General features: G+C 61.1%; 22 protein-coding genes. 12 read left to right on the top strand and 10 right to left on the bottom strand.

Annotation, left to right across the window (positions count from 1 at the left end; genetic code table 11):
• The first annotated feature begins 58 nt into the window (after positions 1 to 58).
• Genes HX899_RS19825 through HX899_RS19815 form a run of 3 tightly spaced genes read left to right on the top strand, consistent with a single transcriptional unit; the run spans position 59 to position 1,206 of the window.
• On the top strand, positions 59 to 310 hold the full coding sequence (locus tag HX899_RS19825) for a type II toxin-antitoxin system ParD family antitoxin (protein WP_181293533.1): 252 nt from the start codon (positions 59 to 61) through the stop codon (positions 308 to 310).
• Positions 294 to 629, top strand: a complete 336-nt coding sequence (locus tag HX899_RS19820; RefSeq protein WP_138330595.1) for a type II toxin-antitoxin system RelE/ParE family toxin — start codon at positions 294 to 296, stop codon at positions 627 to 629. Before HX899_RS19825 ends, HX899_RS19820 begins: the two co-directional genes overlap by 17 nt.
• Entirely contained in the window at positions 619 to 1,206 is a 588-nt protein-coding gene (locus HX899_RS19815; protein ID WP_181293164.1) for a bifunctional 2-polyprenyl-6-hydroxyphenol methylase/3-demethylubiquinol 3-O-methyltransferase UbiG, read from the top strand. Before HX899_RS19820 ends, HX899_RS19815 begins: the two co-directional genes overlap by 11 nt.
• Before the next feature lie 108 nt (positions 1,207 to 1,314).
• Here HX899_RS19815 and HX899_RS19810 read toward each other — a convergent pair whose 3' ends face one another.
• The 3 genes from HX899_RS19810 to HX899_RS19800 form a co-directional block, all read right to left on the bottom strand.
• Positions 1,315 to 2,076, bottom strand: a complete 762-nt coding sequence (locus HX899_RS19810; RefSeq protein WP_181293163.1) for a hypothetical protein — start codon at positions 2,074 to 2,076, stop codon at positions 1,315 to 1,317.
• Between the two features lie 92 nt (positions 2,077 to 2,168).
• On the bottom strand, positions 2,169 to 3,188 hold the full coding sequence (gene ilvC / locus HX899_RS19805) for a ketol-acid reductoisomerase (protein WP_003560822.1): 1,020 nt from the start codon (positions 3,186 to 3,188) through the stop codon (positions 2,169 to 2,171).
• Positions 3,189 to 3,237: 49 nt separating this feature from the next.
• Positions 3,238 to 3,903, bottom strand: a complete 666-nt coding sequence (locus HX899_RS19800) for a TetR/AcrR family transcriptional regulator C-terminal domain-containing protein (protein ID WP_020050738.1) — start codon at positions 3,901 to 3,903, stop codon at positions 3,238 to 3,240.
• A gap of 141 nt (positions 3,904 to 4,044) precedes the next feature.
• On the opposite strand from HX899_RS19800, the gene HX899_RS19795 reads away from it, so the two are divergent.
• On the top strand, positions 4,045 to 4,524 hold the full coding sequence (locus tag HX899_RS19795; protein ID WP_181293162.1) for a hypothetical protein: 480 nt from the start codon (positions 4,045 to 4,047) through the stop codon (positions 4,522 to 4,524).
• Between the two features lie 22 nt (positions 4,525 to 4,546).
• A complete protein-coding gene (locus HX899_RS19790; RefSeq protein ID WP_181293161.1) occupies positions 4,547 to 4,912 on the top strand; it encodes a DUF4087 domain-containing protein in 366 nt (121 codons plus the stop codon).
• 18 nt (positions 4,913 to 4,930) lie between these two features.
• Here HX899_RS19790 and HX899_RS19785 read toward each other — a convergent pair whose 3' ends face one another.
• The 3 genes from HX899_RS19785 to HX899_RS19775 all read right to left on the bottom strand — a co-directional run bounded on the left by HX899_RS19785 (position 4,931) and on the right by HX899_RS19775 (position 8,764).
• Positions 4,931 to 6,613 (bottom strand): hypothetical protein, encoded by a 1,683-nt coding sequence (locus HX899_RS19785; protein ID WP_181293160.1) that lies wholly within the window; start codon positions 6,611 to 6,613, stop codon positions 4,931 to 4,933.
• Positions 6,613 to 7,671, bottom strand: a complete 1,059-nt coding sequence (locus HX899_RS19780; protein ID WP_181293159.1) for a glycosyltransferase family 2 protein — start codon at positions 7,669 to 7,671, stop codon at positions 6,613 to 6,615. Before HX899_RS19780 ends, HX899_RS19785 begins: the two co-directional genes overlap by 1 nt.
• A 184-nt stretch (positions 7,672 to 7,855) precedes the next feature.
• Positions 7,856 to 8,764 (bottom strand): AraC family transcriptional regulator, encoded by a 909-nt coding sequence (locus tag HX899_RS19775; RefSeq protein ID WP_138330589.1) that lies wholly within the window; start codon positions 8,762 to 8,764, stop codon positions 7,856 to 7,858.
• 204 nt (positions 8,765 to 8,968) lie between these two features.
• Between HX899_RS19775 and HX899_RS19770 the strand changes: the two genes are divergently transcribed.
• The gene (locus tag HX899_RS19770) at positions 8,969 to 10,015 is read left to right on the top strand and encodes an NAD(P)-dependent alcohol dehydrogenase (RefSeq protein WP_011652713.1); all 1,047 of its coding nucleotides are present in this window, start codon (positions 8,969 to 8,971) and stop codon (positions 10,013 to 10,015) included.
• 78 nt (positions 10,016 to 10,093) lie between these two features.
• Here the strand turns inward: HX899_RS19770 and HX899_RS19765 are convergent, their stop codons facing one another.
• The 3 genes from HX899_RS19765 to HX899_RS19755 form a co-directional block, all read right to left on the bottom strand.
• The gene (locus tag HX899_RS19765; RefSeq protein WP_181293158.1) at positions 10,094 to 12,052 is read right to left on the bottom strand and encodes a translation factor GTPase family protein; all 1,959 of its coding nucleotides are present in this window, start codon (positions 12,050 to 12,052) and stop codon (positions 10,094 to 10,096) included.
• A 445-nt stretch (positions 12,053 to 12,497) separates the two neighbouring features.
• Positions 12,498 to 13,763: an NAD(P)/FAD-dependent oxidoreductase gene (locus HX899_RS19760; protein WP_181293157.1), complete on the bottom strand. Its 1,266-nt coding sequence runs from the start codon at positions 13,761 to 13,763 to the stop codon at positions 12,498 to 12,500.
• A gap of 109 nt (positions 13,764 to 13,872) precedes the next feature.
• Positions 13,873 to 14,337, bottom strand: coding sequence for an Lrp/AsnC family transcriptional regulator (locus HX899_RS19755; RefSeq protein WP_018482860.1), 465 nt, complete (start codon positions 14,335 to 14,337; stop codon positions 13,873 to 13,875).
• A 157-nt stretch (positions 14,338 to 14,494) separates the two neighbouring features.
• Here HX899_RS19755 and HX899_RS19750 point away from each other — a divergent pair, with 157 nt between their 5' ends.
• The 5 genes from HX899_RS19750 (at position 14,495) to HX899_RS19730 (ending at position 18,747) form a co-directional block, all read left to right on the top strand.
• Positions 14,495 to 15,214 (top strand): aspartate/glutamate racemase family protein, encoded by a 720-nt coding sequence (locus HX899_RS19750; RefSeq protein ID WP_180193788.1) that lies wholly within the window; start codon positions 14,495 to 14,497, stop codon positions 15,212 to 15,214.
• A gap of 247 nt (positions 15,215 to 15,461) precedes the next feature.
• Entirely contained in the window at positions 15,462 to 16,379 is a 918-nt protein-coding gene (locus HX899_RS19745; RefSeq protein ID WP_181293156.1) for a helix-turn-helix domain-containing GNAT family N-acetyltransferase, read from the top strand.
• Between the two features lie 60 nt (positions 16,380 to 16,439).
• Positions 16,440 to 17,063, top strand: a complete 624-nt coding sequence (locus HX899_RS19740; protein WP_181293155.1) for a TetR/AcrR family transcriptional regulator — start codon at positions 16,440 to 16,442, stop codon at positions 17,061 to 17,063.
• Positions 17,064 to 17,173: 110 nt separating this feature from the next.
• Complete coding sequence (locus tag HX899_RS19735; RefSeq protein ID WP_181293154.1) at positions 17,174 to 18,412, top strand: MFS transporter; 1,239 nt, start codon at positions 17,174 to 17,176, stop codon at positions 18,410 to 18,412.
• A 101-nt stretch (positions 18,413 to 18,513) separates the two neighbouring features.
• The gene (locus HX899_RS19730; RefSeq protein ID WP_181293153.1) at positions 18,514 to 18,747 is read left to right on the top strand and encodes a DUF6429 family protein; all 234 of its coding nucleotides are present in this window, start codon (positions 18,514 to 18,516) and stop codon (positions 18,745 to 18,747) included.
• Between the two features lie 48 nt (positions 18,748 to 18,795).
• Here the strand turns inward: HX899_RS19730 and HX899_RS19725 are convergent, their stop codons facing one another.
• On the bottom strand, positions 18,796 to 19,212 hold the full coding sequence (locus HX899_RS19725; RefSeq protein WP_181293152.1) for a helix-turn-helix domain-containing protein: 417 nt from the start codon (positions 19,210 to 19,212) through the stop codon (positions 18,796 to 18,798).
• Between the two features lie 137 nt (positions 19,213 to 19,349).
• Between HX899_RS19725 and HX899_RS19720 the strand changes: the two genes are divergently transcribed.
• Entirely contained in the window at positions 19,350 to 20,249 is a 900-nt protein-coding gene (locus HX899_RS19720) for an SDR family oxidoreductase (protein WP_181293151.1), read from the top strand.
• Positions 20,250 to 20,619 lie beyond the last annotated feature (370 nt).

The raw sequence follows: 20,619 nt of genomic DNA, 5'->3' as shown, positions 1-20,619 counted from the left end.
TGATAATCTGGCATCAGGAATGGCTGAAAACCGGCATGTGCGGGCGGCACCGAATCCAATGGCGAAAATGACGATCTCGCTTCCGGATCATCTGGCGGAATACGTCGAAAACCGTGTCGCAAGCGGTAGTTACAGCAGTGCCGGCGCATTCCTGGCGGAGCTTATTCTGAAGGATCAGCTCCATCATAAGCTTGACGACGAGGAACTGCGCAACATTCTGAGACAGGCTGAGGAAAGCGGCCCGAGCGAGCGACGCATTCCCGACATCCTGTTGGAAACGAAGGCAAAGCTGCGTGACAACCACCTATAGGCTGACCCAAACCGCCTACTCTGTGCTATCGGGCATCGACGAATATGCTAGCCTCAATTTCGGCGAGGCGCAGGCAGACGCCTATCTTCTCGACTGGGACAGGATTTTCGTGCTTCTTTCGCATGCTCCCTCCATGGGAGAAGAGTGCGACGAACTCGGCGCTGGCCTTCGCCGCCTCCTCCACATGCGTCACGTCGCCTTCTACCGGGTGACATCGGAAGGGATTGTCGTCATTGACATCATCGACGCCGACCGGCTTCCTGAACGACATCTCCAATCCAACCGACGCCCACGATCGGCCGAGCAGCATGCCTCTTGACTGCACCTCCGCCTTCTATGAGGAAAATGCCGAGACATATGCCAACCGGGCGCGCAGCCTGCCGAAGCAGCAGCTCGATGCCTTCCTCGCCGGGCTTGCGCCGGGTGCGGCAATCCTCGAACTCGGCTGCGGCGGCGGGCAGGACAGCGCCTATATGCTGTCGCAGGGCTTCGATGTGACGCCGACCGACGGCTCCGCCGAACTTGCAAGACAGGCCGAAGCGCTGATCGGCAGGCCCGTCAAGATCATGCTGTTCCAAGAACTCGATGCCGAAAGCGCCTTCGACGGCGTCTGGGCGCATGCGAGCCTTCTCCACGTCCCACGGCCGGAATTGCCTGATGTTTTCACCCGCATCCGTCGCGCGCTGAGGACCGGCGGCATCATTCACGCGAGCTTCAAGGCCGGGGACGCGGAAGGCCATGACGGCTTCGGGCGCTATTACAACTTTCCGTCCGCCGAATGGCTGTCAGAACTGCTGACGAAGGGCGGCTGGCGCAACATCACTATCGGCGAAAGCGACGGCAGCGGGTATGACGGCAAGCAGACCCGCTGGCTCAGGGTGAGCGCCCAACGATAAAGGTCCTGAAGTTTTCGCACCTGTCTTATCGCAACAGCTCAAGCATGCTGCCTAAAGTGCGCCACAACGCCAGCAATACACTATGCCGCACGAACTGCCGCAATACTGTCATTCCGGCGACCCAAGGCGAGAAGGCAGCCGCCGCAATTCCGCGATTTCATCAAGCAGGCGATCTACAAGCCATTGCCGCTCGGGCGATATCGCGTCAATCAGCCCGACGAACGCATTCTCGACAAGATCGCCTTTGAGCCATTCAAGGACGAGATGGCGCCTCTCCGGCGCGACATCCTGCCAAAAGCCACTGCCTCTATAGATACTTTTGATATCGACGCCGGTGAGTTGAATGAAAGCATTCGGTGTCGGCTGCTTCACCCAAAGACTCAGGCATGCCTGGAACTGAAGATCGAGCTTTGCCATCGCCACTATCCAGTCCCAAGCCAACGCATCGAGATCAGGATCCTGCAGCCTCTTGTATGCCCAGGCCGAATAGAAAAGATTCGCCACGGCTGTCTGCTCAGCTATCGGCCACTGCTGCCAGTCGCACAATAAAAGCTTGGAAGCGATAATCGGAGGCTCGAAGCCATACGCGGAAGGGCTGAGGACGGCACAATGGAGGATACGCGGCAGGAAGTGCTTGAAATCATCCGCCGAGCCAACAGTCGTTATAGCGCTTGCCACATACCGGCCCAACTCTGCCGCATCGATCTCCCGCAAAGGCGCTGATTTGAGTGCAGCGAGAATTTTCTCGGCGTCGCGTAGCGGCGAAGCGTCCAGCGAAGATGGGAACGGATATTCTAGAAATGCTGGATAGAGCGCCCTGAGGCTATCTTCAAGGTCCTGCTCTGCCGAGCGCATGATCGCTTCAAACACATCAGATCCAATATAGCGGCTACGGACGCACGAATGGCAAAAGAGGCCGGCGCTTTCACTCCGGCCTCCCAGTTTCATTTCACCGGAACCGCTTAGTTGACCGACTTGTCGACCAGCTTGTTCTTGCCGATCCAGGGCATCATGCCGCGCAGCTTGGCGCCGACTTCTTCGATCGGGTGGCTGTCGTTCAGGCGGCGGATGCCCTTGAAGCGCGAGCCGCCGGCGCGGTATTCCTGCATCCAATCGGACGTGAATTTGCCGGTCTGGATGTCCTTGAGGACGCGCTTCATCTCGGCCTTGGTCTCGGCAGTGATGATGCGCGGACCGGAGACATATTCGCCCCACTCGGCCGTGTTGGAGATCGAGTAGTTCATGTTGGCGATGCCGCCTTCATAAATCAGGTCGACGATGAGCTTCACTTCGTGCAGGCACTCGAAATAGGCCATTTCCGGCGCGTAACCGGCTTCAGTGAGCGTTTCGAAACCAGCGCGGATGAGCTCGACCAGACCACCGCAGAGAACGACCTGTTCGCCGAAGAGGTCGGTTTCGCACTCTTCGCGGAAGTTGGTTTCGATGATGCCCGAACGGCCGCCGCCGACGCCGCAGGCGTAGGAGAGAGCGAGTTCAAGCGCATTGCCGGAAGCGTTCTGGTGAACGGCAACGAGGCAGGGAACGCCGCCGCCCTTCTGGTATTCGCCGCGAACTGTGTGGCCCGGGCCCTTCGGTGCGATCATGACGACGTCAACCGAAGCCTTCGGCTCGATGAGACCGAAGTGAACGTTGAGGCCGTGAGCGAAGGCGATGGCTGCGCCATCGCGGATGTTTCCAGCGATGTCGGCCTTGTAGATGTCGGCCTGCAGTTCGTCCGGGGTCGCCATCATCATCAGGTCCGCCCAGGCGGCAGCTTCGGCAACCGTCATGACCTTGAAGCCATCGGCTTCGGCCTTCTTGACGGTCGGCGAACCGGCCTTGAGTGCGATGACGACGTTCTGGGCGCCGCTGTCCTTGAGGTTCAGCGCATGGGCACGGCCCTGCGAACCATAGCCGATGACGGCGACCTTCTTGGCCTTGATGAGGTTGAGATCGGCATCACGATCGTAATAGACGCGCATTTGAAGTTCCTTCCCTTTGCTTGTCTTGTTGACTGTCATTAAAGCGGAATCAGCCGAGAACCGGCATCTCCGCCAGAACCTTGTCCGTGCCATAAAGCCTGAGGAAGGCGGTCACCGCCCTCTCCGCCTGGCGTGCGGTATCCTTGAGGCCTGGTTCGCCGAGCAGCATGCGCACATGCAGATCGGAGACAACAAGGCCGTAAAGCGTGTGATAAGCCTCGTCGGCATCGGCAAAACGCAGGAGCCCTGCCCTTTTGCCGGCGTCGATCAGCGCCATGGCGCGCCGGTCGATCTGGCGACGGCCGCGCTCGAGCAGCAGCTTGCCTAGTTTCGAGCCGTCGCGGTTCGACTGCCCGATCGCCAGCCGGTTGAGCGCCAGCGAGACGTCGCCGGCGAGCACCTCCAGCAGGTCACGCGCGAAAATGACGACATGGTCATGTAGGCTCGCCGCCGTCAGCCGCTCGCCGTTGCGCTCGAAGGTACGCACCTTGCTCGCCTGATAGGCGATCATCGCCGATAGCAGCCCGTCGCGATCGCCGAACCATTTGTAGAGGCTTTCCTTCGAACAATTGGCAGCACGCGCCACGCCCGAAGTCGTCAGCGCCTTCTCGCCGCCATCGACGAGCAACTGCAGCGCCTGCTCCAGAACGGCGTTCTGGCGCGGCGAAAATTCGCTCGGCTCTGCGGTATCGACGGACACGATCATAGCTCCCATATACGTACCGTACGGTACGGTTCGTGAGGTTTATGCGATAAACCGATCAGGTCGTCAAGAAGCCTGGATAGATTTTTTTAATACGTGAAACCGCGATGAAAGACCAGAATTGGATAGGCGCGAATCCTCGGCGATCGCATAATGTCGCGCTACGCCATTTGCCCGGAGGCTTCGATGTCACGCCTTTCTGCAGCCCTTCTCCTGCTCGGAGCAATCCTCCTTGCCGGCTCAAGCGCTCTCGCGCAGTCCGAAAGCGACGTCTATAATCGCATCGAGGAACTGCACGGCGATGCAGCAAGCTTCGACCGGCCGCTGCGCCAGCTTGTCAAGGCGATGCGCTCGGGCGAAGCCGAGACCATCGCCGGCCTTGCCGAATACCCGCTGACGGTCAAGGCCAATGGCGAGAGCTACGACGTCGAGAGCGCTGAGGATTTCATCGACAATTTCGATGATCTCGTGACGCCGGAAACGCGCCGCGCCGTCGGACGCCAGCAATACGAGGATCTATTCGTCAACAGCGACGGCGTCATGCTGGCCGGCGGCGCCGTCTGGATGGGCGCGATCTGCGAGGACAACGCCTGCGAGGCGAGCCATTGGGCGATCATCGCGATCAACAACTGATGTTTGTCGAGGGGAAAAGGCAATGAAATACCGGATAGCCGCCGCGGTCATGATCGCAGCTCTTGTCGTCGCAGCCAATGCGCGGGCCGCCGAAACGCGCTGCGGCTGGATCGAGAATCCGACGCCCGCCAACTGGTGGCTGGAGGACGCGGAGAACACCTGGACGATCATGACCCAGGGCGACGATGCCGGCGAGGTGGAAGGCATGGAGCTGATCTCCGACATCTCCGAACATGACTATGTCAGAACCAACGGCAATTACGGCTATGCCTGCGCCTGCATGAGTGTGGAAACGGATGGCAAGGACCGCATCACCCGCATCCTCTCCTTCCGTCAGCTAAAGCTCGCCAAATGCCGTGCCGACAAGGCACTGAAATTCCCCGGCTGATCCAAGAAACGCCGGAGCCTATGATGCCGAAGCGCAACCGGCAGGGATCACGAGAGGCTGTGCCGGCATCGTCTTGTCGATCGCGTAAAGCTTTGCGAAACCCGCATCTTCGACCAGCATCAGGCCCGCCGGCATCAAGGTGCCGACATAGCGGTCGGGGATATCGGCATTGGCGACGAGGATGAAATCGAAACGCCTGCGCCAATCCGACAGATAAGGCGTAAAGTTTCTATATTCCTGCATCATTGCCGGGCATGAAAGCACGCCGATCGACAGCAGATTACCCTCGGGAACCGCGATCTCAGACCATGGCGGCAGAACGGACAACGGCTGCTTGCCTTTTGCCGTGAAGAGCGTCGGCACAAAAGCATGCGAGAAGGGCACGGCAAGTGTCGGCAGGTGCCGGAAAGTATCCAACCCCCAGGCAAAATGCCGGTTGGAGTGGGCAAGACTGCTCACTGTCTCGGGTTCATGTCCCAGAGGCAGAACGGCTGCACCGGCCGGCACCTTTTTAAGCACAGTCTCGACGGCGGCAACATCCTTCTGTGCCAGCCACCAGTTCCAGCCGACCCAGCCGGTGCGGCCGAAGACTGCGAGATTGATGATGAGCGCCAGCAACAGCGCTTGCCGGCGCGTGAGATTGGCGAAGGGGCACACCATCGCCATGGCGACGAGCGCTGTCATGATCGGAAAGCGCCAACTGATCCATCCGGTGCCGAGCATGTGGCGAGGCGAAACACAGGAGAGCAGCAGCAGGCCGCAGGCGGCGACGGCAAGCCCCGCATGCATGCGGATGTCGCCCGCGCGGACGGCACGCGTGCAGATGAGGATCAGCGGCAGAACCAGCACGACATCCACCACCGGGACATAAGTCGTGATGGCGGAGAGCAGATTAAGGACGATCAGGATGATACCGTCGTTCCAGGCAAGGCCGAGGCCGTTGCCACCGGCGTTGGGCAAAGCCGCCGTATGGAGATAGAGCGCGAGCGGCGGCAGGACGCAGGCGCCGAGCGCCAGCGCCAACCGGCCGGCGAGCCTCATCAGACCCGCCTTCGACCGCACGATATCGATGCGCCAGGAAAATTCGAGGCCGCAGACGATCGCCATATAGAAGCCAAGCGCGAAGAGATGCATCACCGTCAGCAGCAGCGCGGCGGCGAGCCGCCAGGCAAAAACCAGGGCGGGATTTCTGCGCTGCAGCAGCAGATCGACGCAGGCGAAGAACAACGCCATGCCGAGGCCGATCTGGAAGTTGATGAAGCCGCCGATCATGGTAGCGCACCAGCCGAGCGACAGCATGGCGGTCTGCCAATGGTGCCGGCCGCCGAAAAGCGCGCGGTGCAGGCCGATTGCCCCAAGCGGTGGCAGCACGATCGCCAAGAAAAGCAAAGCCCGTGCAAGCCTGTCTGCGCCGACAAGCGGCCCCAGCCAGGTGGCCAGAACGTCGATCCCGACATTGGTGAAGGTGCGGTTCCAATCGACCGCATAGATCTCGGGAAACGGCTGCTCGCCGATCCCGCCCGAAAGGAGCCAGATACGGGCGTAGTGATTGGCGTAATCGAGAACCGGCGGAAAGGGAAACAGGAGAACCAAAGCCGCGGCAAGCCCGACGAATGCGACGATCGCAACGGTGGAATCCTGCCTGGCGATCGATTCCTCAGGCCCGGCTGCGGCCACAGCAGGCGCGGCAATCCGGTCCATTATCCAATCCGGCTGTTCTTTTGCGAGCGCGGCGGCTCTTCGGATGCAAAGGCCGCATCCAGCGCGGCGCGCTTATCGCTGGCGCTCATCTCCGAGAAAGCGATCGACAATTCTGCGTGTTCACTGCCGCGCACGATCGTCTCGACCATGAACATTGGCCGCTTCTTGCTCTCCTGTACCAGACGGCCGAGATACTCGCCGATGATGCCGATGCAGATCAGCTGGATAGCGCTGAAGACGCTGACCGCGGCCATGATCGACGACCAGCCGGTCACCGTCTCGCCCTGCAGCCAGCGAATGAAGGTGTAGACGAGCAACGCGATCGCAACGCCGGCGCTCATCATGCCAAGCCAAGTGCTGATGCGCAGCGGCGTCGTCGAAAAGCTGGTGATCGCATCGAGAGCGAAATTGATCATCTTTCGCAGAGGATATTTCGTCGTGCCGGCAAAACGGGCGTCACGCTCGTAGGGGAGAGCCACCTGCCTGCCGCCGATCCAGCTGACCATGCCGCGGATGAAGCGATCGCGCTCGGGCATCGCCAGCAGGATATCGACGACGCGGCGCCGCATCAGCCGGAAATCACCGGTATCGCGCGGAATGGTCACGGAAGCGAGCTTGGACAGGGCGCGATAGAAAAGCGAAGCGGAGGCCAGCTTGAACCAGCTTTCGCCCTGGCGGCGCGTGCGCTGACCGTAAACGACGTCGGCGCCGCGCTCCATGATCGGCATCATCATCAAAAGCAGCTCTGGCGGATCCTGAAGATCGGCATCGATCAAAAGCACGCGCTCGCCCCGCGAGGCGGAAAGACCCGCCGTCGACGCCAGCTGGTGACCGTGATTGCGCAAAAGACGCACACCGAGCACCTGCGGCACATCAGCCGCCAGATCCGAAATGATCTCCCAGGTACGGTCGGACGAGCCGTCATCGACGAGAATGAGCTCGAAGGCATCGCCGGCAACGCTCTGAGCAGCCGCGGCAGCGCGGCGGCAGAACTCGTGCAGCCCTTCTTCCTCGTTGTGACAAGGCGCGACGATGGAAAGAAATGGGACTTGCGCCATGCTGACGTCGGTGCCTGCTTGATGTTTGACGCCAGACTAGCGACGAAAGGTCAAACATCCTTTAACGATTGGCTCCCCATCGCAAGGCCGACCTCTTTCTTCTCTGCAGCCAGCGGGCCGTCGCTTTACTTTCGCCGATCGGACAACAAAACTCGACAATACACGTCGTTAGACGCGCGGCTGATTATTCCGCCGCCATAACCTCGCGGGCGCCGTCGATATCGCGGGCCGGCGAGGCGCCGTAAAGGCGGCTGTATTCGCGGCTGAATTGCGACGGGCTTTGATAGCCGACCCGGTGACCGGCCGTGCCCGCATCAAGGCGCTCCACGAGCATCAGACGACGTGCCTCGTGCAGGCGAAGCTGCTTCTGATACTGCACGGGCGTCATCGCCGTGACCGACTTGAAGTGATGATGGAAGGACGACACGCTCATGCTGACGCGGTCGGCAAGGTCTTCGATGCGCAGTGGCCGCGCGAAATTCTCCTTCAGCCATGCGACGGCGCGCGCGACCCTGTTGCTGTGGCTGTCTGCAGTTGCGATGTTGATCAGCCGCGCACCATCCGGCCCGGTCAGCACCCGGTAGAGGATTTCCTGCTCGATCAGCGGCGCCATGGCAGGAATGTCGCCTGGACGATCGAGCAAGCGCAGCAGGCGAATGGCAGCATCCAGGAGTTCCGGCGGAGCGACGTTCACCGCCATCCCGCGCTGCCCGTCGGTATGGGCGGCCGGGCTCGGAATATCGATGCGGCTGAGCAACTCCAGCAGCTTTTCCGAGTCGATTGCCAGTCCCAGGCAGAGATGCGGAACCTCAGGGCTCGCCTCCGTGACGCGCCAGGCGACCGGCAGGTCGAGCGAGGTCAGCAGATAGTCACCAGTTCCATAGCTGATAAGTTCCGTGCCGAGGCGCAGGCTCTTGGCTCCCTGCAGTACAAAGGCAAAACAGGGCCGGTAGCTGCTGTGCAGCGGATCGCTGGGCTTGGACCGACGGCTGATGTGAAGATTGCCGATATCAGTCGCAAACTCGCCGTCACCAGCCGCGAAGCGCATCGCGATATCGACAATTTCCTGATAGGGGCTGAAGGGCAAAGTCATGCGGCAACTCTTTCTGTCAACTGTCTGACGCCGGCGATACCGCTCTTATCTAGAGTGCCCTGGCCATTTCGCAAACAGGCCGGCGCCTCACTTTTGCAGGATCGTGCAAAAAGCTGAGAGGATCGCTCTAACCCTCTGACGCAGTTCCGGGCAATAGTCCACCATCTCTTTCAACCCCCACCACAATCGAAAAGGATGGTTCCCATGCCCATTGCAAGAGGCTACGCCGCGACCGACGCTTCCAAGCCGCTGACCCCTTTCACCTTCGAACGCCGCAACCCGAACCCCGATGACGTCGTTATCGACATCAAGTTTGCCGGCATCTGCCATTCGGACATCCACACTGTCCGCAACGAATGGAAGAACGCCGTCTATCCGATCGTGCCGGGCCATGAGATCGCCGGCATCGTCTCGGCTGTCGGTTCCGATGTGACCAAATTCAAGGTCGGCGATCGCGTCGGCGTCGGCTGCTTCGTCGATTCCTGCATCGGCTGCGCCGAGCGCGACCTCGATCGCGAACAGTATATGCCGGGGCTCGCCGGTACCTACAACGACTTCGAAGCCGACCGCAAGACACGGACCCAGGGCGGCTATTCCGACTCGATCGTCGTTAGGGAAGGCTATGTCATGTCCATTCCGGACAATCTGCCGCTCGATGCCTCCGCGCCGCTGCTCTGCGCCGGCATCACGCTCTATTCGCCGCTGCGCCACTGGAATGCCGGCCCCGGCAAGAAGGTCGCGATCGTCGGCATGGGCGGTCTCGGCCACATGGGCGTCAAGCTCGGCGCCGCCATGGGTGCCGATATCACCGTTCTCTCCCAGAGCCTTTCCAAGAAGGAAGATGGGCTGAAGCTCGGCGCCAAGGAATATTACGCCACCAACGACCCGGAGACCTTCACGAAGCTCGCCGGCACTTTCGACCTGATCATCTGCACCGTCAGCGCCGAGATCGACTGGAATGCCTATCTCGGCCTCCTGAAGGTGGATGGTTCCTTTGTGGTGGTCGGCGCGCCGGAAAACCCGATCCCCGTGCATGCGTTCTCGATCATCCCCGGCCGCAAGAGCATATCAGGCTCGATGATCGGCTCGATCAAGGAAACCCAGGAAATGCTCGACTTCTGCGGCGAGCACAACATTGTCTCCGAGATCGAGAAGATCAACATCCAGCAGGTCAACGAAGCCTATGAACGCGTCCTGAAAAGCGACGTCCGCTACCGCTTCGTCATCGACATCGCCTCGCTGGCAGCCTGAGAAAATGAGAGGCGGCTCCTTTGGGGGGCCGCCTTCTGTCAGCCTTCGCGCCCACGACGAAGTATGCACTGAGGAAACTCACGACATGCCTTCGACATGTCGATGCAGGCTCATCAGATATTCGGCACCGTTGAACAGATCGGAGCCTGAGCGTTGGCGCGAACGTGGCGGGCCGGCCATTGGGGCATAATGGTCGAAAGAGGTTTCCATGGTCCCCGCCCCGCTCGTCAGGCCCGGCAATTGCTGCTGGACGCTCTGAATCATCGCGGACGCCATGGTGCCTTCCAGCCGGGCCATGCCGTCGGCAATCACGGAATCCGTCATCGTCGCGGCAGATTTCGCAAGCAGGGTCAGCAAGCCGCTCAAGCTCTCCGCGGGCGCTTCAAGATGAAAGCGGTCGATCGGTTCGCATAGGACGGTTTGCGCGGCCGCCAGTGCATCTGCCAGCACCCAAGGCGTCAGCTGCCGGAAATCGGCGGCGGTGCTTGCAGGCGAGCTATGCCGGGCTGCCGTCATCGCCACGTGGCAATCGATGACCTGCCAGCCGAAAACGCCCTGCTTCAGCGTTTCGAACACAGTTTCTTCGACCGCCCTGTAAAAGCTGGCGGGCATCTGGCCCACGTCCACATCAAGTGCAAAGCTATTGCCTGCCCCTTCTGGACGCGGTTCGACGCGTAGACCGACGGTGCCGAGAAACGGATTGGGCTCCTTGAAGAGGATCTGCAGGCCCTCCCCGGTTCCCATAAGCCTCTCCACTAAGATGACCGTGCTTTCCTCGAACCCAGCCTCGAGACCGAAATCTGTCAGCAGGGTCGATTGGACGACTTCCTTCTGCACCTCGCCATAGAGCGATACGAAGATTTCCTCCGCATCATCGTCCCGGCGCAGATTGATCAACGGGTCCTGCTCGGCCATCTGGTTCAGCGCCAGCCAGAGCGCCGCCTTGTCGGAGGGCCTTCGGGCAAGGACGCGGGTTTCGAGGCTGGGCGGGGCAAACTGCGGCCGGCCGCTCGCGAGCAGGTCGCCACCCACCGCATCTCCGATGCGTGCGCCGGCAAGGCCGCTTACGCGCGCGATCTGCCCGGCGCAAAAGCTTGCTGCGCCATGAACCCGGCCGGCCTCAAAAACGTCGATCGCGGTCACCCTATCCGGGCCTTTCGGCAAATCCAGATATTGCCGGAGCCGGACCGTGCCTGACGTCAGATACATATAGGCCAGCTTTTCACCGCCCCAGCCGCGTTCGATCTTGAAGATTGTTCCGGCAATCGGCCCGTCCGGATCGAGGCGCCGGCCGGGCAACATCGTCGCCATGGCGGATGTCAGGGCCGGCACACCGACGCCGGTCGTTGCCGCACCTGCGAAGACAGGATGCACCAGACTGCTCGCGACCTGATCGATCAGGCAGCGTTCAAGCCTATCCGCCGTCAGGCGATCGGGCGTCAAGACGTAATCGTCCAGCAGCGCCTCGTCATTCTCCGCGAGTGCTTCGCTGAGCGGCGTGAAAAGCGGCTCGCATCCGGGAGCCAACGCCTCCACCGTGGCAAGCCTGCTGCCGGCATCGATCACGGAAGACATGGCGATGGGGCGGACGAGCAATTGGCTGGCAAGAGCCTTCAGCACGTCCTCATATTGCGCGCCGAGACGATCGACCTTGTTGACGAAGAAGATGAAGGGAACGCCAAGCCGCCGTAGCGCCCGCACCAGCACCCGCGTCTGGGCCTGCACGCCTTCGACCGCCGAAACGACGACGACCGCGGCATCCAGCAATCCGAGCACCCGCTCGACCTCGGCGATGAAATCCGGGTGACCGGGCGTGTCGATGAGATTGACGATCCTGTCGCCGATCGCAAACGACACCACCGCGGCCCTGATCGTGATGCCGCGTTGCCGTTCGAGTTCGAGAGTGTCCGTCTGTGTATTGCCGGTATCGACGCTGCCGAGCTTGTCGATGACGCCGGCGTCAAAAAGCAGTCTTTCGGTAAGGCTAGTCTTGCCTGCATCCACATGGGCGAGGATGCCCAAATTCAAAGTGCGCATGAACCACCAACTTCTCAGAATTTCGAATGTGATTTTCGTGAGAAGTGAATCGGCGCATTGGAACCTCTACCCGTTGCTAGGCTTGGATGCGTGACCCCGGTGGTTGGGAGACGCGGGCGGGATGCTAAGGGTGGGTGTGGAGATATGTCAAGCTGGGTGCATTGCATTTACGGTGCGGGCGAGCCGAGTGGTTTCCTGTGTCGGGGTTCCGTGGGATACCCCCCTCTGCCCTGCCAGGCATCTCCCCCACAAGGAGGGAGATCGGCTGGGCGCGATGGCCTCCCCAAACAACTACCGCATGGTTATTACTATACAGCAGAGAGGGACGGACGACCCAACCTCTTGCCGATCTCCACCCTTGTGGGGGAGATGCCCGGCAGGGCAGAGGGGGGTGCCACACGGCACACCCTCTCTTAACTATCCTCTGGCTTAACCCAAAGAGAGCCTACCCGTCCTCCCGCATCGTCTCCCGCTGGGTAATCAGCCGGGCGCTGTGCTGGCCGCTCAGATAGATCCACAGCCAGCTCCAGGCGACGGAAAAGCGCGAGCGGGTGCCGATCAGGAAGTAGATATGGGCAAGACCCCAGATCCACCAGGCGATCCAGCCCTTCAGCTTGATCGGGCCGAAATCGATGATCGCGGCACTCTTGCCGATCGTCGCCAGGCTGCCCTGATGCCAGTAACGGAAAGGCGTCGGCGCGGGTTTGCCGGATATGCGGGCGCGAATGACCTTGGCGACGTAACCGCCCTGCTGCTTGGCGGCAGGCGCTATGCCCGGCACCGGCTTGCCGTCCTCGCGCATGACGGACGCGGTATCGCCGACGACGAAGACGTCGGGCAGACCCGGCGCGCTCAGATCCTTCTCGACCGCGACGCGCCCTGCCCGGTCGGCGGCAACGCCGAGCCATTGCGCCGCCGGCGAGGCGGTGACCCCGGCTGCCCAGACGATCGTCCGGCTGGCAACGAAGGTCTCGCCGATCTTCACGCCGTCGGCGTTGCACTCGGTCACCGGCTTGCCCAGATGGATCTCGACCCCGAGTTTCTCCAGCGCCTTCTGGGCATAGGCCGAAAGCTCCTCGGCGAAGGTCGGCAGCACCCGCGGGCCTGCTTCGACCAGAACGACGCGGGTCTTGCGCGTGTCGATGTTGCGGAATTCCTTGGGCAGCGTGAAATGCGCAAGTTCCGCAATGATGCCGGCCAGCTCGACGCCGGTCGGCCCGGCCCCGACGATGGTAAAGGTCAACAGCGCATCGCGTACGGCAGGATCGCTCTCCATCTCCGCCTTCTCGAAGGCAAGCAGCACGCGCCGGCGGATCGTCGTCGCATCCTCCAGCGTCTTCAGGCCGGGCGCCACCGGCTCCCATTCGTCGTGGCCGAAATAGGCATGCGTCGCTCCGGTCGCCAGCACCAGCGTATCGTAACCAAGAGTCATGCCCTTGCGTAAGGAAACAGTCTTCGCGCCACTGTCGACGCCCGTGACCTCGCCGAGCAGCACCGTCACGTCAGGCCGGTCGGCATAGAGGCGGCGGATCGGCCAGGCGATCTCCGAGGTGGAGAGAATGGTGGTCGCCACCTGATAGAGCAGTGGCTGGAAGAGATGGTGATTGCGCCGATCGACCAGCGTGATTCTGACACCGGCGCCTTTCAAGCCGTTGACGAGTTGCAGCCCGCCGAAACCGCCGCCGACAACGACGACATGATGATCGCTCATGACCTACCCCTTTTGCGCCATTTCGCTCAAAGCCAATGTGGCCTTCGCCGCGATGGTTGCAACTGCCGTTTCGGCATAGCTCCCCTGCATCCCGGTCGGTAGAACCGACTCAATCGGCATATCCGACGGGGATCGCCGTGCCGCCCTTCAGAAGCTCCATCGAGATCGAGGCCGAGACGTCGAAGAGCTCGATCTTGCGGACGATCTGCTTGTAGATCACGTCGTAATGCTCGACGCGCGGCAGCACGATCTTCAGGATATAATCGTGATTGCCGGTCAGCCGGTGCGCTTCGACGATCTCGGGAATGTCGCTGATGATCCGGCGGAAGGTCTCCGTCCAATCGTCGGAATGGTGCGCCGTCTTGATGAGCGCGAAAACCGTCGTCGGCACGCCCATTTTTTCCCGGTCGAGCACGATGATCCGCCGGGCGATATGGCCGCTCTCCTCAAGCCGCTGGATGCGCCGCGAGCAGGCCGACACCGAAAGCGCCACGCGCTCGGCAAGATCGGTCACGGATATGCCTGCATCCTTCTGCAGCATGTCGAGAATGCGCCTGTCGCGATCGTCAAGCATTGCCTAGACTGGACCTCTCGCCGAATTTTTGCATGATCTCGTAAAACCACGCAAAATCATATCACGTATTTCGCAAGGATGACAAACAACGCAAACACGTCGCGCCGGAATTGCGGCATCATTCCCGACAGTTGAGAAGCATGGAGAGCATGAAGAAATGGAAACGATCGGCCTTATCGGCGGCATGAGTTTCGAAAGTTCGGCGGTCTATTACCGTGTCGTCAATGAGATGGTGCGTGACCGCAAGGGTGGCCTCGCCTCGGCCGAACTCATCCTGCATTCTGTCAATTTCGAGGAGATCGTCGCGCTTCAGAAGGCCGGCGACTGGGATATGGCCGCCCGTCGCCTCGCCGACGTCGCTCTGCGCCTGCAGATCGCCGGCGCCGGCTGCATCCTGATCTGCACCAACACCATGCATCTGATCGCCGACAAGGTCGCGGAGAAGATCTCCGTGCCGCTGATCCACATCATCGACGAGACGGCGAAATCGCTGCATGCGGCCGGCCGCAAGCGCCCGCTGCTGCTTGCTACCCGCTACACGATGGAGCACGGCTTCTACAGCGATCGCATGAAGAGCCTTGATGTTGATATCATGGTGCCTGATGCCAGCGACCGCACGACCGTGCACGACATCATCTTCAACGAACTCTGCGCCGGCAAGGTGCTCGACAGTTCTCGCGACAAGCTCATGACGGTGATTGCACGCGCCATCGATAATGGCGCCGACAGCATCATCCTCGGCTGCACCGAGATCTGCCTGATCCTCGACCCTGACCATTTGCCGCTGCCGGGCTTCGACACCACAGCGATCCATGCGCGGGCGGCGGTCGATTTCGCGCTCGGTGCAGACGAGACCGCGGAAGAGGAAGCGGCCTGATATCGCCCCACTCTTGGGATCATCAATTTAATTGACTCAGTCAACTAAATGCACAACAAAGTCTTCGTTCAGAGATCTTTGCCGGACTGCTGACAAAGTCGGCCAACACCTCTGTCGTCATGCTCGGGCTTGTCCCGAGCATCTGCAACCGATGCAGCAGATCCTCGGCACAAGGCCGAGGATGACGCCGAGTAAAGAGCGAGGTTTGTCAGCAGTCTGACAAAGATCTCCATCTGGAGATCTTGTCATGTCCGATATCGCTCTCATCGAAACCGTCCGCGATTTCAACCGCTTCTATACGAACTTCCTCGGCCTCTTGAACAAGGCCTATCTCGACACGCCGTTCACGCTGACCGATGCCCGGATCCTCTTCGAGATCGGCTCGCATGACGGCGTCAGCGCCGCCGCACTTGTCCGCGACCTGCAGCTCGACCCGGCCTATCTCAGCCGCATCCTCAAGCGTTTCCGCGCCGAGGGGCTGATCGAAACCAGCCCCGATCCGGCCGACCTGCGCAGCCAAGTCATCATTGTCACCGACCGGGGACGGGAGCAGTTCGAAGAACTCGGCCGGCGCGCCAATGCGCAGATCGCCGCCCGGTTCGACAATCTCGCCAGCGGCGAACCGGAGGCAGCAGTCTCGGCGATGCACACGATCCGCACGCTGCTCGACCCGGCAGCAAAGTCCACACCGGCCATTATCCGCGCCCACCGCGCCGGCGATATCGGCTGGATCGTCCAGAGCCAGGGCCGTTTCTATGCCGAGGAATATGGCTGGGACCTGCGCTTCGAGGCGCTGGTGGCCGACGTCGCCGGAAAATTCCTCGTCAATTTCGATCCGGCCAAGGAATATTGCTGGATCGCCGAACGCGGCGGCGTCAATGTCGGTTCGGTCCTCGTCACCAATGGCGGCGACGGCGTCGCCAAGCTCCGCCTGCTCTTTGTCGGCAAGTCAGCCCGCGGCCTCGGTCTCGGCAAGCTGCTGGTCGATAAATGCATCCGCTTCTCAAAACAGAAGGGCTACCGCGAGCTTTCGCTCTGGACCAACGATATGCTGGAGACCGCCCGCGCCATCTACGTCAAGGCGGGATTCCGACTTGTCTCCGAGGAGAGACATCGCATGTTCGGCCCCGAAGCGAACGGCCAGAACTGGGTGCTCGATCTCTGAATTTGCTGCGCCGCAGAAATTTCACTTGATTTGGAAACGTTCATTCCCTAATTAGGCGCCATGACCGTTGTCAATCTCACACCAGAAGCAAAGACCCGCAGCCGTGGCCGTCCGCGCGAGTTCGATATGGACGCAGCGCTCGATGCCGCGCTGCGCGTCTTTTCCGAACGCGGTTACCACGCCGCAGCTATCAGCGAATTGACCGAAGCAATGGGCCTTGCTTCGGGGAGCATCTACAAGGCATTCAAGGACAAGCGCGGCATCTTCCTCGCTGCTTTCGCCCATTATCGAAAACTCGGCAGACGGCGCCTGGAAGCGATGATCGCGTCTGCAGAGACCGGTCGCGAGAAGGTCTTCCAGATGGTGATGTATTATACCGAGCTCTCCTATGGCGAAGCCGGCCGCAAAGGCTGTCTCGTCGTTGGCGGCGCCAACGACTTCGCTCTGCTTGACGAGGAAGCCGCTGCCCATGTCGTGACGGCCTTTGCCGCGGACGAAAAGCTGATGGCCGATCTCATCCGCATCGGCCAGACAGACGGCACCATTCCGAAGACGGTAGACCCGGATGCTGCTGCCCTCGCCTTCCTCTGCTTTACCAAGGGCCTGCGCGTCATCGGCAAAACAGGACGCAGCAGGGAAGAGATGCTGTCCGCGGCCGAGGCCGCGATGAAGCTCGTGACCTGAACAGTCCACACCGTGGACGAGAGAAATACCGGCATTCGGTCAAGGATCGGGTGGTCGCAGCCAGCATTTTTGCATTCAATTCTTTCAATCTTTGAATACCGGAGTTTCTGATGAGCATTTCAGCCACCACGCCGGATGAGGCCATTCCCAGGGCGCTATCCCCTTGGCTAACCTTCCTTTTCGCCGCCGCCTGTGGGCTGGTGGCCGCCAATCTCTATTACGGCCAGCCGCTGGCCGGTCCCATCAGTGCCGATCTCGGCTTCACGCCTGCCGCCACCGGCCTGATCGTCACGCTGACGCAGATCGGCTACGGCCTCGGCCTGTTGCTGATCGTGCCGCTCGGCGACCTCACCGAAAACCGCCGTCTGGTGCTGATGCTGATCGCCGTCTCCGCAGTCGCGCTCATCGGCGCGGCGCTGTCGTCGACACCCACAACCTTCCTCGTCGCCTCGCTCTCTATCGGTCTTTCATCGGTAGCGGTGCAGGTCCTGGTTCCCTTCGCTGCCAACATGGCGCCGGATGCAACGCGCGGCCAGGTCGTCGGCAATGTCATGAGCGGCCTGCTCTGCGGCATCATGCTCGCCCGCCCCTTCGCAAGCTTCGTCGCCGAAGCCTCTTCCTGGCATGTGGTCTACTACGTCACTGCTGGCGTCATGCTCGTGCTCGCCGTCGTGCTCCGCGCAAGCCTGCCGGTCCGCCGGCCGACGACCAGGCTACGCTACGGCGAACTGCTAGCCTCCATGGGCCATCTGGCGCTCACCTCGCGGGTGCTGCAGCGCCGGGCGCTCTATCAGGCCGGCATGTTCGGCGCCTTCAGCTTGTTCTGGACGACGACGCCGCTGCTGCTCGCAAGTCCCGCCTTCGGCCTGACACAGAACGGCATCGCCCTCTTCGCGCTTGCCGGTGCAGCCGGCGCCATCGCCTCGCCGATCGCCGGCCGGCTTGCTGACCGCGGCATGACGAAGATCGCCTCGACGCTTGCCATGCTGCTCGGCATGGCCGCCTTCCTGATCAGCCATTTCGCCGGCGACGGCTCGCTTGGCGCTTTGCTGCTCCTGACCGCAGCGGCGATCCTTCTCGATTTCGGCGTGACGACCAATCTCGTCTGCGGCCAGCGCGCCATCTATGCGCTGAACCCGGAACACCGGAGCCGGCTCAACGGCCTCTTCATGGCAACCTTCTTTGCAGGCGGGGCGCTCGGGTCAGCGCTCGGCGGCTGGGCCTATGCGACCGGCGGCTGGACGATGACGGCCTGGATCGGCTTCTGCTTCCCGGCGTTGGCCTTCCTGCTGTTCCTGACGGAAGGACGCGGCAGTAAGGCACATCAGAATCCAGGATCGAACATCTAAAATCTTGACAGAGCCAACTTATAGATGCCCACTTTCAGGAAGCAGCGTATGCATCCGTTTGAGAGCTGCAGAATTTTCGCCTTTTTGCATGGGATTCCGACATGGAGACAGACGAAGAGAAAATCGACGATGCTGTGCTCGCATTGTTATGGCTGACGCTGCATGACGGGGATCGAGCCTGGAAGGGCTTTGACTGGGGCGTAATGGACCGTTTGCATCAGAAGGGTCTGATCGCAAATCCCGCAGGCAAGGCCAAGTCTGTCGTTCTGAGCGACGAAGGTTTGCGAAGATCGGAGGAATTGTTCCGCGCTCTGTTCATGCGGCCAACCAAATAATCGCTGTTGCCGTTTCCAGAAACGCCAAATTCGCTTGTATCAACGGTACTAGCCGCTGACGGTATCGAAATGCAAACGGGCGGCGCGAACGGCATCATGGTTCGCTTCCGCCCAGTTCAGAAGCTGCGACAGCGGCTGGTAGAGCGAACGTCCAAGTTCGGTCATCGAATATTCGACGCTCGGCGGCTTGGTCGGGAAGACCTCGCGGTCGATATAACCATCCCTCTGCAGGTCGCGCAGCGTCTGCGTCAGCATGCGCTGCGAAATATCGGGGATCATTCGCCGCAGCTCGCCGAAGCGATAAGGCCGATCCGCCAGCACCTCGAGCAGCAGCGTCGACCATTTGCCGCCGATCTGCTGCATCATGTCCCTGACCGGGCAATTGCCGAAATCGAGGCCGGCGACATCGATCTCGCGCCGCGCCCCCGGCACCCTGTTCTTCAGACTGACGACCGCGCCACTCATCTGCTGGTTCCCTTTTGGTAACGTAGAGCCGAAAAACTGCCTCCTTTACAGCGCCAAGTCAATTCCTATTCTAGCGTTACTCTCTTTTTGAGACCACAGGCACAACACAGCCAGCACAACACAGAAGGAAACGACGTATGAGCGAAATCATCCTGGTTACCGGCGCTGCCGGGCAGCTCGGCCAGCGTGTCATCCATCACCTCATCGAGACCTACAAGGTCGCCCCCGGCAACATCGTGGCGGCAACGCGCAGCCCGGAAAAGCTTTCCGAACTCGAAAAGAAGGGCGTCGTCACTCGCAAGGCCGATTTCGATGACGCGGCAGGTCTGGAGAAGGCTTTCGCCGGCGTCGACCGGCTGCTGATCATCAGCACCGACGCACTGGATACTCCTGGCAAACGCCTCGCCCAGCACAAGGGCGCCGTCGCGGCGGCAGTCAAATCAGGCGTCAAGCACATCGCCTACACCTCGATGCCGGCGCCGGACAATTCGCTCGTCACCTTCGCGCCCGATCACCTCGGCAGCGAAAACACCATCAAGGCAAGCGGCATCGCCCATACGATCATTCGCGATGCCTGGTATCACGACAACTATCTGCACGGCATGCCGCACAACCTGCAGGGCGGCAAGTGGTATAGCGCCACGGGTGACGGCAAGATCTCGACCATCTCGCGTGACGACTGCGCCCTGGCGATCGCCGCAGCCCTTGCCTCCGGCACATCCGAGAGCGCCACCTATACGGTGACCGGCACCCAGTCGCTGGACAGCCGGCAGATTGCCGCCATCGTTTCCGACGTCGCCGGCAAGCCGCTCGAAGTGATCGACGTCACCGACGAACAGCTCGGCCAGGGCATGCGCGGCGCCGGCCTTCCCGGCTTCGTCGCCGACATGCTGGTTTCTGCCGACGCCAACACCCGCGCCGGCAAGTTCGACATCGTCACCGAAGACTTCACCAAGCTGACCGGCAAACAGCCGCAGCCGCTGAAGGATTTCTTCGTGGAGCACAAGGCTGCCCTGACGGCCTCAGGCGCTCATTGAGTTTGCTGCGCCCCTGCGCTTGGCGTAGGGGCGCAGAGCGACCGGACTTTGGACTCGAAAAACTTCTTCATTTCAGATGAGTCATTCAGGGCAGACGCGCCTTGCCACTTGCGTCAAAGCGGGCAGACTTGAGAGAGGCTATCCTGTGGAATGATTGAGGTCCTTGCTTGGCTCCCTCTTCTCCCCAGCGGGGAGAAGGTGGCCCGAAGGGTCGGATGAGGGGGCCACACGGCACGCCATTCATTGCCCTTCGCTGGCGCTCAGCGCATTCGCGGCACTGCCGCTCACCCCCTCATCCGCCTGCCGGCACCTTTGTAACTTCCCTTTACCCGCTGTTGGCGCTGTAATGCCTATTGCGGTGGTGGATGGA

Source organism: Rhizobium sp. WYCCWR 11146 (assembly GCF_013591995.1).
Lineage (GTDB): Bacteria > Pseudomonadota > Alphaproteobacteria > Rhizobiales > Rhizobiaceae > Rhizobium > Rhizobium indicum.
The sequence above is the reverse complement of the archived record's forward strand: the minus strand, read 5'-3'. Positions and strand labels throughout refer to the sequence as shown.

What these genes read in the sequence shown, in the direction of transcription:
- HX899_RS19745 (WP_181293156.1), top strand. Translation starts at nt 15,462, where the DNA reads ATGTCCGATATCGCTCTCATCGAAACCGTCCGCGATTTCAACCGCTTC.
- HX899_RS19765 (WP_181293158.1), bottom strand. Translation starts at nt 12,052, where the DNA reads ATGCGCACTTTGAATTTGGGCATCCTCGCCCATGTGGATGCAGGCAAG.
- HX899_RS19740 (WP_181293155.1), top strand. Translation starts at nt 16,440, where the DNA reads ATGACCGTTGTCAATCTCACACCAGAAGCAAAGACCCGCAGCCGTGGC.
- ilvC (WP_003560822.1), bottom strand. Translation starts at nt 3,188, where the DNA reads ATGCGCGTCTATTACGATCGTGATGCCGATCTCAACCTCATCAAGGCC.
- HX899_RS19720 (WP_181293151.1), top strand. Translation starts at nt 19,350, where the DNA reads ATGAGCGAAATCATCCTGGTTACCGGCGCTGCCGGGCAGCTCGGCCAG.
- HX899_RS19750 (WP_180193788.1), top strand. Translation starts at nt 14,495, where the DNA reads ATGGAAACGATCGGCCTTATCGGCGGCATGAGTTTCGAAAGTTCGGCG.
- HX899_RS19755 (WP_018482860.1), bottom strand. Translation starts at nt 14,337, where the DNA reads ATGCTTGACGATCGCGACAGGCGCATTCTCGACATGCTGCAGAAGGAT.
- HX899_RS19825 (WP_181293533.1), top strand. Translation starts at nt 59, where the DNA reads ATGGCGAAAATGACGATCTCGCTTCCGGATCATCTGGCGGAATACGTC.
- HX899_RS19780 (WP_181293159.1), bottom strand. Translation starts at nt 7,671, where the DNA reads ATGGCGCAAGTCCCATTTCTTTCCATCGTCGCGCCTTGTCACAACGAG.
- HX899_RS19785 (WP_181293160.1), bottom strand. Translation starts at nt 6,613, where the DNA reads ATGGACCGGATTGCCGCGCCTGCTGTGGCCGCAGCCGGGCCTGAGGAA.
- HX899_RS19795 (WP_181293162.1), top strand. Translation starts at nt 4,045, where the DNA reads ATGTCGCGCTACGCCATTTGCCCGGAGGCTTCGATGTCACGCCTTTCT.
- HX899_RS19730 (WP_181293153.1), top strand. Translation starts at nt 18,514, where the DNA reads ATGGAGACAGACGAAGAGAAAATCGACGATGCTGTGCTCGCATTGTTA.
- HX899_RS19770 (WP_011652713.1), top strand. Translation starts at nt 8,969, where the DNA reads ATGCCCATTGCAAGAGGCTACGCCGCGACCGACGCTTCCAAGCCGCTG.
- HX899_RS19725 (WP_181293152.1), bottom strand. Translation starts at nt 19,212, where the DNA reads ATGAGTGGCGCGGTCGTCAGTCTGAAGAACAGGGTGCCGGGGGCGCGG.
- HX899_RS19735 (WP_181293154.1), top strand. Translation starts at nt 17,174, where the DNA reads ATGAGCATTTCAGCCACCACGCCGGATGAGGCCATTCCCAGGGCGCTA.
- HX899_RS19815 (WP_181293164.1), top strand. Translation starts at nt 619, where the DNA reads ATGCCTCTTGACTGCACCTCCGCCTTCTATGAGGAAAATGCCGAGACA.
- HX899_RS19775 (WP_138330589.1), bottom strand. Translation starts at nt 8,764, where the DNA reads ATGACTTTGCCCTTCAGCCCCTATCAGGAAATTGTCGATATCGCGATG.
- HX899_RS19760 (WP_181293157.1), bottom strand. Translation starts at nt 13,763, where the DNA reads ATGAGCGATCATCATGTCGTCGTTGTCGGCGGCGGTTTCGGCGGGCTG.
- HX899_RS19800 (WP_020050738.1), bottom strand. Translation starts at nt 3,903, where the DNA reads ATGGGAGCTATGATCGTGTCCGTCGATACCGCAGAGCCGAGCGAATTT.
- HX899_RS19790 (WP_181293161.1), top strand. Translation starts at nt 4,547, where the DNA reads ATGAAATACCGGATAGCCGCCGCGGTCATGATCGCAGCTCTTGTCGTC.